The sequence below is a fragment of the Mesorhizobium sp. L2C084A000 genome, assembly GCF_000502875.1.
In the GTDB taxonomy this organism is placed as follows: Bacteria; Pseudomonadota; Alphaproteobacteria; order Rhizobiales; family Rhizobiaceae; genus Mesorhizobium.
Genome location: NZ_AYWX01000007.1, coordinates 37068 through 52599, shown reverse-complemented (window position 1 = coordinate 52599; position 15532 = coordinate 37068). Strand labels below are relative to the sequence as shown.

At 63.7% G+C, this 15532-nt stretch carries 11 protein-coding genes and 2 pseudogenes; all 13 read right to left on the bottom strand.

The features are described from left to right. Positions 1 to 51: 51 nt before the first annotated feature. Positions 52 to 1299, bottom strand: a complete 1248-nt coding sequence (locus X735_RS149895) for an SfnB family sulfur acquisition oxidoreductase (RefSeq protein WP_023811543.1) — start codon at positions 1297 to 1299, stop codon at positions 52 to 54. Positions 1300 to 1323: 24 nt separating this feature from the next. Beyond that, on the bottom strand, positions 1324 to 2130 hold the full coding sequence (locus tag X735_RS149900) for an ABC transporter ATP-binding protein (protein WP_023811542.1): 807 nt from the start codon (positions 2128 to 2130) through the stop codon (positions 1324 to 1326). A 79-nt stretch (positions 2131 to 2209) separates the two neighbouring features. Next, the gene (locus tag X735_RS149905; RefSeq protein ID WP_023811541.1) at positions 2210 to 3547 is read right to left on the bottom strand and encodes an ABC transporter substrate-binding protein; all 1338 of its coding nucleotides are present in this window, start codon (positions 3545 to 3547) and stop codon (positions 2210 to 2212) included. Positions 3548 to 3630: 83 nt separating this feature from the next. Next, complete coding sequence (locus X735_RS149910; protein ID WP_023811540.1) at positions 3631 to 4671, bottom strand: branched-chain amino acid ABC transporter permease; 1041 nt, start codon at positions 4669 to 4671, stop codon at positions 3631 to 3633. Between the two features lie 3 nt (positions 4672 to 4674). Next, positions 4675 to 5575, bottom strand: a pseudogene (locus tag X735_RS01000000165905) (branched-chain amino acid ABC transporter permease). Next, positions 5575 to 6510, bottom strand: a complete 936-nt coding sequence (locus X735_RS149915) for an ABC transporter ATP-binding protein (RefSeq protein ID WP_023811539.1) — start codon at positions 6508 to 6510, stop codon at positions 5575 to 5577. Before X735_RS149915 ends, X735_RS01000000165905 begins: the two are co-directional and overlap by 1 nt. Before the next feature lie 224 nt (positions 6511 to 6734). Then, positions 6735 to 7802, bottom strand: a pseudogene (gene sfnG / locus X735_RS149920) (dimethylsulfone monooxygenase SfnG); the annotation flags it as partial. A gap of 165 nt (positions 7803 to 7967) precedes the next feature. Beyond that, positions 7968 to 9428, bottom strand: a complete 1461-nt coding sequence (locus X735_RS149925; protein WP_023811537.1) for an FAD/NAD(P)-binding protein — start codon at positions 9426 to 9428, stop codon at positions 7968 to 7970. Beyond that, positions 9425 to 10597 (bottom strand): FMNH2-dependent alkanesulfonate monooxygenase, encoded by a 1173-nt coding sequence (gene ssuD / locus X735_RS149930; RefSeq protein WP_023811536.1) that lies wholly within the window; start codon positions 10595 to 10597, stop codon positions 9425 to 9427. The genes X735_RS149925 and ssuD overlap by 4 nt, the downstream gene beginning before the upstream one ends. Positions 10598 to 10832: 235 nt before the next feature. Continuing rightward, the gene (locus tag X735_RS149935) at positions 10833 to 11771 is read right to left on the bottom strand and encodes a sugar ABC transporter substrate-binding protein (RefSeq protein WP_023811535.1); all 939 of its coding nucleotides are present in this window, start codon (positions 11769 to 11771) and stop codon (positions 10833 to 10835) included. 14 nt (positions 11772 to 11785) lie between these two features. Further along, positions 11786 to 12466: an ABC transporter permease gene (locus X735_RS01000000165900; RefSeq protein ID WP_023811534.1), complete on the bottom strand. Its 681-nt coding sequence runs from the start codon at positions 12464 to 12466 to the stop codon at positions 11786 to 11788. 313 nt (positions 12467 to 12779) lie between these two features. After that, complete coding sequence (locus X735_RS149940) at positions 12780 to 13778, bottom strand: ABC transporter permease (RefSeq protein WP_245273225.1); 999 nt, start codon at positions 13776 to 13778, stop codon at positions 12780 to 12782. Further along, positions 13775 to 15277 (bottom strand): sugar ABC transporter ATP-binding protein, encoded by a 1503-nt coding sequence (locus tag X735_RS149945; RefSeq protein ID WP_023811531.1) that lies wholly within the window; start codon positions 15275 to 15277, stop codon positions 13775 to 13777. The genes X735_RS149940 and X735_RS149945 overlap by 4 nt, the downstream gene beginning before the upstream one ends. Positions 15278 to 15532: the final 255 nt, after the last annotated feature.

The window sequence follows — 15532 nt, the reverse complement described above, 5'->3', positions numbered from 1 at the left end:
TAGTGGCCGAAAAATTTTGCTGTGGCGAGCCTCTCGCCCGCCGGTGAGAAATCAGCTCCAGGCGTGCAGCGGCGGGTTTTCGCCGTTGAGGAAATATTTGCCGAGGATCGAATATTTCCAGCGCACCGGATCGTGCAGCGTGTGCGTGCGCGCGTTGCGCCAATGCCGGTCGAGATTGTGTTCGGCCAGCGTTGAGCGGGTCCCCGCAAGTTCGAACAGCTTGTTGGTGGCGGCAATGGCGATCTCGGTCGACAGGATTTTTGCCTCGGCGGTGACGATCTGGGCGTGCGCCACCGTGTCGGCGGTCGGCTCGATCACCGCCCGGTCGATTGCCAGGCCGGCCTTTTCCAGCAGCGCCTGCGCCGCGTGCAGGCGCAGCGTCAGGTCGCCGATGGCCTGGATGGTGTAGGGATCGTCCCAGGCATTGTCGACGCCACTGTCGATCCAGGCTCGGCTCTTGGTCCTGACGAAATTGACCGTCTCGTCGATCGCTGCCTGGGCGATGCCGGTGTCGACCGCCACTTGGATGATCTGGAAGATGGCGCCGTCGGCGGTTGGCCTGTCAAAACCCTTGTAGCCTGGCACCAGATGCGTCTTCGGCACCTTGACGTTGTCGATGATGACGGTGCCGGACAGCGTCGTGCGCTGGCCGAAGCTCGACCAATCGTCGATGACGGTCAGGCCGGGCGCGCCGCGGTCGGCGATCGCATACCAGGCACGGCCTTGGTCATCGAGCGCGACGATCGGCACGAGATGAGCGAGCAGCGCGCCGGACGAATAGAATTTGCGGCCATTGACGACGACATGGTCGCCGGCATCGGTGAAGCGGGTTTCGAAATCGGCGGCGCGTTTGGAGCCGAACTCGGAAAAGGCGTTGCCGAACCGCGTGCCTTTCAACGCTTCGGCAAACAGCAGCTTCTGCTGGTCCGCGTCGGACACGGTGCGGATGGCGGCGACCACGCCGAGATGGTTCTGGGCAATCTGGCCGATCGAGGAATCGGCCGCCGAGATGATCTCGATCACCTTCGCCAGCGTCGCATAGGACAATTCCGGCCCGCCGAATGCCTTGGGCACGTTGATCGACCACAGGCCGCTTTGCGAAAAGGCATCGAGTTCGGCAACCGGCCAGATCCGCTCGCGGTCGCGCCTTGAGGAGTCCTTGACGAATTCGGCGGCGAGCGCGTGGGCGATAGCAATCGCCTCGGCGGCGTCCTTGATGATGTGCGCCGGCGCGGTCGGTCTTGCGACTGCCGGCACGGCGGCGGAAGCCTGGTCGGTCTTGACGGTCGAAACGGTCATTTCACTGCTCCTTGGGATTTCATTTCAGGCAACGGCATGGAGATGGGCTGGTTTGACGGCGGGCGAAGGCTGTTGCCCGGCGGTCGATTGACCGAGGTAGAAGGCCCTGATGTCCTCGCGCTGGCGAAGCTCGGCGGCCGCACCAGTGAGAACGGAGACGCCGTTTTCGAGCACAGTGGCGTGGTCGGCATAACGGAGCGCCACCGCCGAATTCTGCTCGGCGACCAGGATCGACAGGCCGGTCTCGCGGTTCAGCTTTCTGAGCGTCTGGAAGATGTCCTGGACGATGAGCGGGGCGAGACCCATCGACGGTTCGTCGAGGACCAGCAGGCGCGGCCGCGACATCAGCGCTCGGCCGATGGCGGTCATCTGCTGTTCGCCGCCAGAAGTCAGGCCGGACAATGTCCGGCGCTTTTCCCTGAGCCTCGGGAAATAGCCGTAGATCCGCTCGAGATCTTCGTTGATCTCGGCGCGGCGGCCGCTGCGGCCAATGCCGCCGGCAACCAGATTTTCCTCGACGGTGAGGCTCTTGAAGCAATGCCGGCCTTCCAGCACCTGGACCAGGCCGGCGCGCACGAGATCGCCCGGCTTTCGACGCGAGACATCCGAGCCTTCATAGCGGATGGTGCCTGCATTGACTTGGCCGCGCTCAGCCGGCAGCAAATTGGAGACGGCCTTGAGCGTCGTGGTCTTGCCGGCGCCATTGGCACCGAGCAATGCCAGTATCTGGCCGCGCCTGAGCTCGAAGCTGACGCCATGCAGCGCCGTGATGGCGTGGTTGTAGGTGGCATGGACCGTGTCCACGGCAAGAATGACGTCATCGTTCGGCATAGGCTGTTCTTTCGCGGTTCGAAAACCGAACAGGTCGGGCGCCACGGAAACTTGGTCCGCTGCGCCCGGCTCTGACTGATCAGTTGGTGGTCACAGCATTGGCATCGTCGGCGGTGCGCAGCTTGATGCCCTTCTCGGCGGCGTAGGCCTCGGCGGACTTCTCGATGATCGGCCGCAGCAGCGCCCAGTCCGGCGCGATCCAGTCGGAGACGACGTTCCACTTCTTGCCGTCCCACTGCTGGAAGGTCACGTAGCCTTCGCCTTCGTGATTGTCCCAGCTGACATTGATCGAGTGGAACAGGTCCTTGGCGCCAAGCGCCTCGACCTTGGCCGGATCGAGCTTGAGGTGTTCGAAGCCCCAGCGGACCTCGTCGCCGGTCAGCGTGCGGTGGCCGAACTTCTCCTGCGCGACGCGGATCGCCTCGACATTGAGGATGCCGTTGACGATGCCGAGATTGTGGTAGACCGAGCCGATACGCGCCTTGTCTTCGAGGTTACCCTTGCCGGCGCCGTAGACCGTCTTCACGATCTCCTGAACCACCGGGTAGGAGTTGCCGGAAGCCTGCGTGGTGATGGCGGTGTAACCCTTGGCGGCGTCGCCGGCCGGGATGACATCCTCTTCAGAATTCGACCAGACATTGCCGACGATGTGATCGACGGGATAGCCGACCTTGACCGCCGTTTTCAGCGCCACCGGGTTCATCACGCCCCACCCGCGCAGGACGACGAAGTCCGGCTTGGCGCGGCGGATCGTCAGCCACTGCGACTGCTGCTCGTTGCCGGGATGCGGCACCTCGATCTGCTGCACGGTGAAGCCGTATTTCTGCGCCAGCAATTCATAGATCGGGATGGTTTCCTTGCCGTAGGGCGAGCCGTGATAGAGCACGACGATCTTCTTGCCCTTCAGCCTGTCGATGCCGCCTTCCTTGGATGCGATGTAGTTCACGATGCCTGACGTCTCGCTGTAGGGATTGAGCAGCAGCGGGAAGACGTAAGGGAAGACACGCCCGTCGGTGGAGTCGGTGCGGCCGTGGTTGACGGTGATCAGCGGCACCTTGTCGGCGGTGATGCGGTCGATCATGGCATAGGCGATGCCGACCGAGAGCGGGTTCCAGGCGGCGGCGCCGGCATGGCTCTTCTGCCGCTCGTAGCATTCGACGCCGCGCTCGACCTCGTACTGGGTTTCGCATTCGTCCCAGGTCAGCTTGACGCCGTTGACGCCGCCGTCGCGGATGTTGATGAGGTTGAGATAGTCGATGAAGCCGCCGAAGAAGCCGGTGCCGCCGGCCGCATAAGGCCCGACGCGATAGCTCTGCAGCGGGAAATATTGTTCGTCGGCGTGCGCGGCGGGCAAGGCCACCGACACGATCATCGCCGTGGACAGCGCCGCCGCCTTGATTGTGCTCAGGAAATTCATGGTTGAGGTACTCCCGGTATGGGCCGTCTTGGGTTCGGCCTCTGGTTCATTTTCAAACGTCGGTTCGGAGTGGATGCATGGGCTCAGGTCGACTGCCAGGCGAACACGAGCCGTCTTCGGACCCTGTCCCACAGCGCCACCAGCCCGTCGGGTTCAAGGATCAGAAACAGGATGATGAGCGCGCCCAGCACGATGCGCTGGCTCATGTCGAGCACGCCCGAATCGAAGAGATCGCCAAGCAGGAAGCCGCCGAGGCGCGACAGAGCGAGCGGGAAGACCACGATGAGGGCGGCGCCGAAAAACGCGCCGCGGATCGAAGCCAGGCCACCGATGATGATGATGAACAGGATCTGGAACGACCGGTCGAGATCGAAGCCGTCCGGCTCGACGGTTCTGAGATAGGCGAAGGCCCAGATGACGCCGGCAACGCCGATGATGAAGGACGAGATGGCGAAGGCCAGCAGCTTGGTCTTCAGCACCGGGATGCCGATGATGCGGGCAGCGGTTTCATTGTCGCGGATGGCGATGAAGTTGCGCCCGGTCTGCGACGAGACCAGCCGATGGGCGAGGAAGGTCAGCACGGTGACGATGGTTAGCGCGAAGAGATAGCGGCCGATGGCGCCGTCGAGCGCGAAGCCTGAAATCGACAATCTCGGCGCGTCGATGACGCCGGAAGCCGAGTTGTTGGAGAACCAGCTGAACTTGGTCAGCGCCCATTGCACGAAGAACTGCGCGGCGAGCGTCGAAACCGCGAGGTAGAAGCCTTTGAGCCGCAGGCTAGGCAGGCCGAAGACGATGCCGATCGCGGCGGCGACGATGCCGGCCAGGAAAATGCTGCCGATCAGCGGCAGGCCTTCGACGCGCAGGTTGAAATTATAGGCGGCGAAGGCGCCCGCCGCCATGAAGGCAGCACTACCCAGCGAAACCTGGCCGGCATAGCCGGTCAGGATGTTCAAGCCCACGCCGGCGAGGCTGAGCGCCAGGAACGGCAGCAGGATGGCCTCGAACAGATAGCTCGAGCCGATCAGCGGCACGACGCCATAGGCGAAGGCGAGCAGCAACACGGGCACGACCCATTTCGGCAGCACCGGCGCGGACGAGAAATCGCTTGTTATGGCGGTCATGGCTCAGATCCTCTCGACGAGCTTCTGGCCGAACAGGCCGGAAGGACGGATCAGCAGGAAGACCAGCGCGACGACATAGGCGAACNAACCAGCTCTCTATGCCGCCGCCGAAATAGTCGCCGATATAGACCTCGGCGAGCTTCTCGCTGGCGCCGATCAGCAACCCGCCGACGATGGCACCGAGGATGGAATCGAAGCCGCCGAGCACCAGCACCGGCAGCGCCTTGAGCACCACCAGCGACAGCGAGAACTGCACACCGAGGCGCGCACCCCAGAGCAGTCCCGCCACCAGTGCGACAAGACCGGCAGCAGCCCAGACGGTGGCCCAGATCAGCGGCAGCCTGAGACCGACCGCGAGGGCCGCGAACTGATCGTCGGCGACGGCGCGAAAGGAGAGGCCGATGCGGGTGTAGCGGAAAAACAGCGACAGCAAGAGGACCATGCCGGCGGCAACCACTGCGGCAAAAATGTCGAACTGGCTGATCAGCACGCCGCCGATTTCCAGCGGCACGTCCTCGATGCCGAGATCGAGGCCGTGGACCTGCGTGCCCCAGATCAGCTGGGCGGCGCCCTCGATGATGTAGGACAGGCCGAGCGTCGCCATGAACAGTGTGATCGGCGGCTTGTTGGTCAGCGGCCGCAGCACCGTGCGCTCGATGGCGACACCCATGGCGACCATGATGGCGAAAGTGATCACCAGCGCCAGCGCGAACGGGATGCCGCGCTCGATAAGGCTGACGAAGGTGAGTGCCGCGAACAACAGCATCGCGCCTTGCGCGAAATTGAGCACGCCCGAGGTCTTGTAGATCAGCACGAAGCCGATCGCGACCAGCGAGTACATGACGCCGGAGAGCAGGCCGCCGACGAGCACTTCGATGAAGAACTGGTAGTCGAAATCGGCGATCATATGCCTGCCCCGTCCTCATTGTCCGAGGCGACGCCGAGGTAGGCATCGATGACGCGCTGGTCGTTCCTGACCTCGTCTGGCGTGGCGTCGGCGATCTTGCGGCCGTAGTCGAGAACGGCAATGCGGTCGGACAGGCCCATGACGACGCCGACATCGTGCTCGATCAACACCACGGTGGTGGCGAAACGATCGCGCGCGGCACGGACGAAAGCCGCCATCTCGCTCTTTTCGCTCGCGGTCATGCCGGCCATCGGCTCGTCGAGCAAAAGCAGGCGCGGCTGGGCGACCAGTGCGCGGGCCAGTTCGACACGCTTCTGCAGTCCGTAAGGCAAGGTGCCGACAAGACGGTCGCGAATGGCGGTGAGGTCGAGAAATTCGAGGATCTGTTCCGCGCGGCTGCGTGTTTCGCGCTGCTCGCCGCGCGAGCGGCCGATGCCGAGCACCTGGCCGGCAAAGTTGGAGCGAACCTTGTAGGCGAGGCCGGAAGCGACATTGTCGAGGACGCTGAGACCCTTGAACAGTGCAAGGTTCTGGAAGGTTCTGGCGACACCGAGGTGAGCCAACTGCTGCGTCGGCACCTGGGCATAGAAGGTGCCGTCGAGCCGGACGTGGCCGCGATCCGGCCGATAGACGCCGCTGATGACGTTGATCAGCGAGCTTTTGCCGGCGCCGTTCGGGCCGATGATGGCGCGAATTTCGCCTGGGTGAACCGACAGGTCGATATCGGCCAGTGCCACGACGCCGCCGAACGACAGGCCGATGCCCTGGAGCGAAAGCAGCGGAGCGGCGACACCAGCAACGGAGCCGATCGGCTCGCCGTCGTCTTCGGACTGCTGCTGCAGACGCGGGCTTGACGGCAGGCCGCGCGCAAAGACTTCCGGCGCATAGACCGAAGCGTCCATCACTCCGAGCGTATAACTGGGCAACGGCATTCCAATCGTCCTTGATTAGGCGCGCAAAACCTCATTGCCGCTCGACGGATCGAGCGCGCCGGCAACCTTCATGCGTGTACTGGCCGGACCGTGGCGGGCCAGGCTGCGGGATGGCTACTCCGCCGCCAGCGACGCCGCCGCCTCGGCGTTTTCCAGTTCGCGGACCAGCGGGATGACATGCTTGCCGAAATACTCGACCTCTTCCTGGAAGTGCAGGAAGNGTTTTCCAGTTCGCGGACCAGCGGGATGACATGCTTGCCGAAATACTCGACCTCTTCCTGGAAGTGCAGGAAGCCGAGCAGGATGAGATCGGCGCCGGCGCGCTTCAGGTCGACGATGCGTTGAGCGACCTGCCTGGGGGTGCCGATCAGGTTCGAGCGGAAGCCGTCATTGTACTGGACCAGATCGTCGAAGGAGGATTTCGCCCAATTGCCCTCGCCTTCCGGCGAAGCCTTGCCGGCATTTTTCACCTCATGGCCAAAGGCGTTGACCGCCTCGGGGTTGGCCTTGGCAATGATTTCGGCGAGCACCGCCCTGGCCTCATCCTCTGTCTCGCGGACGACCGCGAAGGCGTTGACGCCAACCTTGACGGAATGGTTATTGGCCTTCGCCTTGGTCCTGAGGTCGTCGACCTGCTTGGCGATCTCGGCCGGCGTGTTGCCATTGGTGAAGTACCAGTCCGAGACCCGCGATGCCATGTCGCGCGCGGCGCGCGACGAGCCGCCCTGGAAGATTTCGGGCAGCGGCTGCGGCGGTTTCGGCTTCAGCGAATATTCGTTGAAGCGGTAGAAATCGCCACGGAAGGTGAAGCTGTCCTCGGTCCATATTCCGCGCAGCGCACGAATGAATTCCTCCGAGCGGCGATAGCGCTCGTCATGGTCGAGCCAATGCTCGCCGATGGCATGGAACTCGCCACGGAACCAGCCGGAGACGAGGTTGATCGCGACGCGGCCATTGGTGAGATAGCTGATGGTGGCGATCTGCTTGGCCGCCAGCGCCGGGTTCCACGGTCCGGGCAGGATCGCCGCGATGACCTTGAGCGTTGTGGTCGCCGCCAGCAGATCATGGCTGAACGCCACCGATTCATGCTGCTCGTCGGCGCCGTAGCCGGCGGTGAAGCGGATCTGGCTGAGTGCGTAATCAAAGCCGGACTTCTCGGCGATCTGCGCCAGCTTGCGATTGTACTCGGCCGAATGGTTGGTGCGCTGCTCGATGTTGGAGATCACAAGGCCGCCCGAAACATTCGGCACCCAGTAAGCAAACTTGATCGAGTCGGTCTCTGCGTGTGCCATGAACTGTCTCCCATTCAGGCCATCTCGTTGATCGATCCGACCGCAGCCGGTTTCGTCGGTATTTATTATGTTTATAGAATCTATATACAAAGAAGGATTTTCCGTTTTTGAGCCCCTCTTGGGACGGAAATACCAATTTTGCTCGGCCAACCCGGTTTGCCGGTGTCAGCTCATGACCGGACCCTGCGCGGCATTGGCGCCGATGGCCTGCGCTGACGGCAGCGTTACCAGCAGCTTGGCAATTTCAACCGCGACCGCCTGGGCATGGCGAGCGACTTCCGGCAGACCCATGAGCTCGCCGAAAGTCCCTCGTGCCAGCGGGCCGGCGACCAGGAGTGTCGCGACCGCCTCACCGTCCCGGCCGATCGCGCGGCTGTCGAGACCTGTCTCGATGCCAAGCCCATATTGGTCCGTCCTGATCAAGCCGGTTTCCGCCAGCGAGCTCAGCGCCGGGTTCAGCTGCAGCGCCTGCCCATGAGCCGGACCGGTGGTGTTGATGACGGCAGCGAAGCGCGCCGCCTCGATCCGGGTCTGCCCGCGCCGTTGAAAGCTGACAGCCAGGCTGCCGTCCTCATCGTTCGACGCGACAAGCCTGGCGGCAATGGTGTCGACTGTACCGGCGGCATGGCGCCGGTCGAGCACGGCGGCGACCTGCGGGGCGATCCTGAAACGATGCACGTCCCAGAACACGCGCAGCTGGCGGACCAGCCTTGCCCGCTCCGGCGGGGCAAGTGCGGCCCACAGCACCGGCCCCTGCAGGCGCAACTGGTCGAAGACCGACTGCCAGTTGACATTGGCCGCTCTTGCCGCTGCCAGCGTCGCGCGAATGGTCCTGAGCAGGCCGAGCGCCGTCGTCGCCGGCGCGGATGCAAAATCGCCAAAAGGCTCGCCCCTGACATCGGGGTGTCCGCGCGAGCGTAAGCCGCGGCGCGACAGCGTGAGGATGCGGCCACGATGGCCACGACGGTCAAGTTCGGCGGCCATGTCGGCCGAGGTCAGCCCGGAGCCGACGATCAGCACCGAGGCGTCCGGCCCGATCCCGGCAAGCGCCGCGGCAGCGTATGGGTCGGCGATGAAACCCGGCGCTTCCGTCAGGTGGATCAACGCGGCTGGAATTGCAGGCTGGGGATGCGTTGCTGCTAGAACGACGATGTCGGAGGCGACCGGTCCGGCAGAGGTGTGCACGGTCCAGCCCGCGCCACTGGCATCGCGTGTCACGCGTGTGGCGGAACCTTCAACATGATGGACAAGGCCGGAATTGAGATGCGGCGCCAGATGCTCGGCAACATAGCGACCGAACACGCGCCGGCGCGGAAAAGCGTCGCCGTTCTTCCAGATGGCATCCGGGTCGTGTTCGAGTTCTCCGCTGCCAGTCAACCAGCGTGCAAAATGCTGCGGGTCGTCGGGAGCCATGCTCATCCTGACCGCGGGAACATTGACCCGATGAGACGGTTCCTCGCTGGAATAGGCAAGGCCACCGCCAAGAACCGGTCGTGGCTCGATCACGGAAATGGAAATGCGCTCCGGTCGAGGCATTTGCGCCAGGTGCCACGCCACCGCCGCACCGGAAAAGCCGCCACCAATAATGGCGACGCGCAACCGCGAGGACGCAGGAAGCAAGTTCACGAGGCGCTGGCGAGCGACTTCGGCCGGTGGTCGCCGGCGATGGTTTCGCCGAACGGACCGGTGTTTACGGACGAGCCGGCTGCCTTGACCGGATGGTCGGTCGGCAGTTTCGGCAGCACCAGCTCGCCGAAGCGATAGGCTTCTTCGAGATGTGGATAGCCGGAAAGGATGAAGGTATCGATGCCGAGGCGCCGGTACTCGTCGATGCGCTCGGCGATCGTGTCGGGATCGCCGACAAGTGCGGTACCTGCGCCGCCGCGCACCAGGCCGACGCCGGCCCAGAGGTTGGGGGCGATCTCGAGCTTGGCGCGATTGCCGCCATGCAATGCGCTCATCCGCGCCTGGCCGACCGAATCCATGCGGGCAAAGACCTTCTGCGCCGAGGCGATCGTCGCGTCGTCGAGCCGGCTGATCAGCCTGTCGGCAGCGGCCCAGGCCTCCTCGGTGGTTTCGCGGGCGATGACATGCAGCCTAATGCCGAAGGAGAGCTTGCGGCCAGCCTTCTGCGCCAGTTCACGCATGCCGTCCAGCTTGCGCTCTACATCGGCTGGCGGCTCTCCCCAGGTCAAATATTTGTCGATCTCCTGCGCCGCCACCACGGACCCAGCGTCGGACGAGCCGCCGAAATAGAGGGGGGGGTAGGGCGTCTGCACCGGCGGAAACAGCAGCCTTCCATCCTCGATGCGGAAATGCTTGCCCTGATGCTCGACCGTCTCGCCGCTCAGCACCCGCTTGTAAATCCGAAGGAATTCCTGCGTCACCTCGTAACGTTCGGCATGCGACAGGAAAATGCCGTCGCCCTTGTTCTCCAGCGGATCGCCGCCGGTGACGACGTTGATCAGCAGGCGGCCATTGGAGATGCGATCCAGCGTCGCAGTCATGCGCGCGGCCAGCGTCGGCGACTGCAAACCGGGCCGCACGGCGACAAGGAAACGCAAGCGTTCGGTCATCGGTACGAGGGCCGATGCGATCACCCAGGAATCCTCGCAAGAGCGGCCGGTCGGCAACAGCACGCCATAGTAGCCGAGCGTGTCGGCCGCCTTCGCCACTTGCGTCAGATACGGCAGATCGACCGATCTGCCGCCCTCGGCTGTGCCGAGATAGCGGCTGTCGCCATGCGTCGGCAGAAACCAGAGCACCTTGATGCGGTCTGGCACGATCCGGCTCATGGCCTTTCTCCCGCTGCCTGGCGACTGGATATGTCTGCTTTGGTCGAGGGCGAGCGTAAGAGAGTGGGCATGGCGTGGTCCTGTCCGGGTGGAAACCAGATCGCCAGTGCAGATTGCTTATTCCACAAACTCTGTAGAGTTAGTTTATTCCAATTCTGTCGCCGCTATTAGAATTTCTCTCTCCAACGCGTCGGCGGTGAGGCCGACCCGAGTGCACCGGGCCGGCCTTCCTGAATCAGAACGCGGGTTCGACCGCGTTGACATTGTCCTTGGTGACGACGGTCAGCGGGATGGGTAGCCGGTCCTTGACCTCCTTGCCGTCGATGATCTCGGCCATCGTGTTGATCGCCAGGCGGCCATCCTCGACGGGCGACTGGACGATGGTCGAGTACATCTCATTGGTGCGGATCGATTCGAACGCATCCTTCTGGCCATTGATGCCGACGATCGGCGGTGCGGCCTTGGAGGGGTTCGCCTCCTTCCATGCGTCGATGAAGCCGCGGGCCATCGTGTCGTCATTGGCGTAGACACCGCTGATCTGGTCGCCGAAGCGTGTGATCAGATCGCGGCTGACCACCAGCGCCTTTTGCTGGTCGAAGTCGGCGTTGACCGTGTCGAGCACCTTGATGTCGGCATTGGTTTCCTTGAGACGGTCGGTGAAGCCGCTGACACGTCCGATCGTGGTGCCGTTGCCAGCCTGGCCGGCGATGATGACGACGGAGCCCTTGCCGCCCAGCGCCTTGCTCAGCGAGTCCGCCGCCAGCTTGCCTTCCTCGTAGACATCAGGCCCGGTGAACGACTTGATGAACGGCTTGGCATCGTCGCTCATCGGCGAATTGATGAGGATCGCCGGAATGTTCGCCTGCTGCGCGCGCGCCAGCCCCGGTATGTATGCCTGCGGGTCGAGCGGCCACAGGATGATGCCGTCGACCTTGCGCGCAACGCAGGTGTTGAGCTGCTCGGTGCCTTTCTGGACGTCGAAATCCTGGCTGAGGCTCAGGATCTCGATGCCGAGTTCCGCGGCGCGCGCCTGAAGCGCCTTGTTGGCCGGCGTCGCGTAGGCATGCGAATCCGCTGCCGTCACGTAGCAGACCGTCTTGGCGCTGGCCCAGCCCGTCGATGCCAGCACAGCCGCCATGGCGGCGACGTGAAGCATGCTTTTCTTGCCAATCATGTGTTTCCTCCCAATCATGTGGTTCCTCCTTGAGTGATTGGATTGTCGCGAACGAGCGCCGGGCGCGTGCCCGGAGCCCTCCCCTTGGTGGTAACGGCCCGATCGAGCACGACGAGCAGGATCAGGATAAGCCCGGACACGACCTGCTGGACGTATGCGGGAACGGACTGGAACTCCATCGCGATGGTCAGCGAGCCGATTGTCAGCACGCCGCCGAGCGTGCCGAGCGCGGATCCCCTGCCGCCTTCGAGACGAGTTCCGCCGACAACGACCGCGGCAATGACGGCGACCGTCAGTTCCGAGCCGAAGACGGGCGAGCCGGTGTTGGTGACGAGGCTCTGGAGAACCCCCGCTAGGCCGGCAAGCGTGCCGGCAAAGACAAAGCCGAGAAAGACGATACGGTCCGAGGCGATACCGCTTTCCTTGGCAGCCGCCGGGTTGGATCCCACCGCAAAAACGTTACGCCCAGGTATGGTGCGCGTCAGCCAGAAATGCAGCAGCACGATCAGGGCGATGAACAGCGCGCTGCGGAGGGTGAAGACATCGAGATAGATCTTGGCCAGCGCCAGGGAGAGCATGATGTCGGTTCCGGTCACCGGCTGGCTGTTGGTGATCCAGTGCGCGAGCGAGCGGAAGATCAGCATCGTCGCGAGCGTCAGCACGAGCGAATTCACCTTCAGGCCGACGACCAGCATGCCGTTGACGGCGCCTGCCAGGGTACCGACCAGGATGCCGACGATCGCGGCAGGGAGGATGCCGATCTNCGCTGCAGGATGACCGATACGATGCCGGCCAGGGCAAACACCGCGCCACCGGAGAGGTCGATCTGGCCCGATATCAAAAGCACCGTCAGGCCGATCGCGATCAGGCCGATTGTCGCCGCCCGGTCGAGGCCGAGGCCGAGGGTCGATGCCGAGAGGTAGCCGGGGACCACCAGCGCGGAAATGACCAGCGTCAGACCGAGAATGACGATGACGCGATACTGCGAGACAAGCGAAAGAAAACGCATCACGACACGCCCCGCTTGCGCAGCGCCGCATCCATGCCGACGGCGCCGACGATCAGGATGCCGAGCACGAAACCCTGGATCGGCGTGCGCACACCGTCGAGCACCATGACGTTGGTCAGCAGTTGCACGAAGATGAGGCCGGCGATGGCCCGTGGCACCGATCCGAAGCCGCCGACGATCGACACGCCGCCGACCACCACCGCCGTGATGGCACTGAATTCGTAGCCGCCGCCGATGAGCGGCCGCGCGCTCTGCAGCGTCAGCCCGAGCAGGCCGCCACTGATGCCGGAAGCGAGTGCTGTGATCACGAAGGCGCCAGCCTTCACGGCCTGCACCGGAACCGCACTTGCCTCGGCGGCGCTGTAATTGCCGCCGGTGGCGAGCGTCCATCTGCCCCAGAAGGAGCGGGACAGGACGAAATGGCCGACAAGAGCAATGACCAGGAAGATCAGCACCACGACCGGAATGCCGAACAGCCGGCCCTTGGCGAATTCGGCGGAGGCGGGATTGCTGCCATAGACGATGACCCCGCCGACAGCCGCCTGGACGATGCCCAGTCCGATCGTGCCAATGCCGAGCGTGGCAATGATTGGATTGATGCCGACATATCCGACCAGGACCCCGTTGAGCAGGCCTATGAGGCCCGCGAGACCAACCGCCAGCACGAAGGCCGGCAGCGGCCCGATCATCGGCTGCAGCCCGAGCGACAGGATGGCGCCGCAGGCGATGGTGGCCGGCACCGACAGGTCGGCCAGGCCGCCGACCACGAGCACGAAGGTCATGCCGACGACGACGATGCCGACGATGGACATCGAGGTCAGGACGTTGAGCAAATTGCCTGATGTGAAGAAGGCGGGGCTGACGAAGGAGCCGTAGAGCATCACGGCGAGGATAGCGAAGGCCAGCCCCGCCTTCGACAGGACATCGACAAGCCTGCTGCCACGCGTAAAGCGGTCGTTGCGGTTCACGCCGCCGATCTCCATGGCAGCTTCGGTCACGCCGTCTCCTCCCCCGTGGCTAGCGCCATGATGCGCTCCTCGCTCAATTCGCTGCGCAGGAGAGGCTCGGAGGCATAGCCATCGCGCATCACCACCACGCGATCGCAGACGCCGAGGATTTCGGGCAGCTCCGACGAGATCATCACGACCGCCATGCCGCCGGCGACGAGTTGGCCGATGATGTGGTGGATCTCGGCCTTGGCGCCGACGTCGACGCCCCGCGTCGGCTCGTCGAGGATCAAGGCCGAAGGTTTGGCGGCAAGCCATTTGGCGATGACCGCCTTCTGCTGGTTACCGCCCGACAGAAGGCTGATGCGCCGTTCGCCGTCGGGCGGTGAAATCGAAAACTGCTTGACCGAGTCCGCGGCAAGCGAGTGATCGGCGCTGCGGCTGATGCGACCGAAACGGCTCAGGCGGCGCAGTATGGGCAGGCTGATGTTTTCCCGGATCGACATTCCAGGCACGACGCCGTCGCCCTTGCGATCTTCCGGAACATAGGCAATGCCTGCCCTGACCGCCTGGGATGGCGAGTTGATCGAGACCTCGCGTCCGTTGACGCTGACCGAGCCCTCGACAAGCCGCGACAGGCCGAAGATTGCGCGGGCGACCTCGGTGCGGCCAGCGCCCACCAGCCCCGTCAAGCCCAGTATCTCGCCGGCGCGTACATCGAAGCTGACATTGCGGAAGCGCGTGCCGTCGCTGATGCGTTCGACGCGCAGCACCGACTTGCCGATCTCGGCCGGGCTTTTCGGGAAGACATTGCTGACTTCGCGACCGACCATCAGCCTGATCATCTGAGCGGCATTTATGCCTTCGATCGGACGCGTCTCGATCATTGAGCCGTCGCGCAGCACAGTCACCTCGTCGGCGATTTCGAGCACCTCCTTCAGTCGGTGGCTGATGTAGATGATGGCGATGCCGTCATCGCGCATCTTGCGCAGGATCCGGAACAACGCCGCCGTCTCATGCTCGCTGAGGCTGGATGTCGGTTCGTCCAGGACGATGATCCTGGGCTGCGCCGCGTAGGCTTTGGCGATCTCGACGAGCTGCTGCTGGCTGATCGACAGGTTGCCGAGCCGTTCACGTGGGTTGATGGCCGCTCCGAGCTCATCGAGAACGGCGGCTGCAGCCCGGATCATCTCGCCCTTGCGCAGAAAGGTCCACTTGCCCGGCATGCGGCCGAGATAGACGTTTTCGGCGACGCTCAGGTCGGGGACCAGATTGATTTCCTGATGCACCATGCGGATGCCCAGCGCCTGGGCGTCCGCGGGCCGGCGCATGCGCACTTCGGCGCCGCCGACCCTGATTGTGCCGCTGGTGGGTGCGTAGGACCCGTTGAGCACTTTCATGAGCGTCGATTTGCCGGCGCCGTTCTCACCCACGACCGCATGAACGGTACCGAATTTCACGGCGAAATTGACGTTGGACAGAGCCTTCACGCCCGGGAACGTCTTGCTGATGCCTCGCATGTCCAAGGCGCAATCGGCGGCGACAGTCATATCTGGCTAGGTTCCTCCTGGCGGCTGGCCGATCGTCCTCGGTATCGGCCATCGATATGTTAGTATAATAGTTTCTTCAACGCAGCTCGACCCCTCTTCGAACTGGCTTGAACGTCCGGGCTTTTGAACACGCGACTCAGTCCAGGCTCTCGGTTGCGGATTGAATTTCTCACCGCGGACGATGACTATTGCACTAATATAACAGTTCTGGCAAGCTGGATTCCGGCGGTCGTTTATGGGCATCGTGTCCACCGA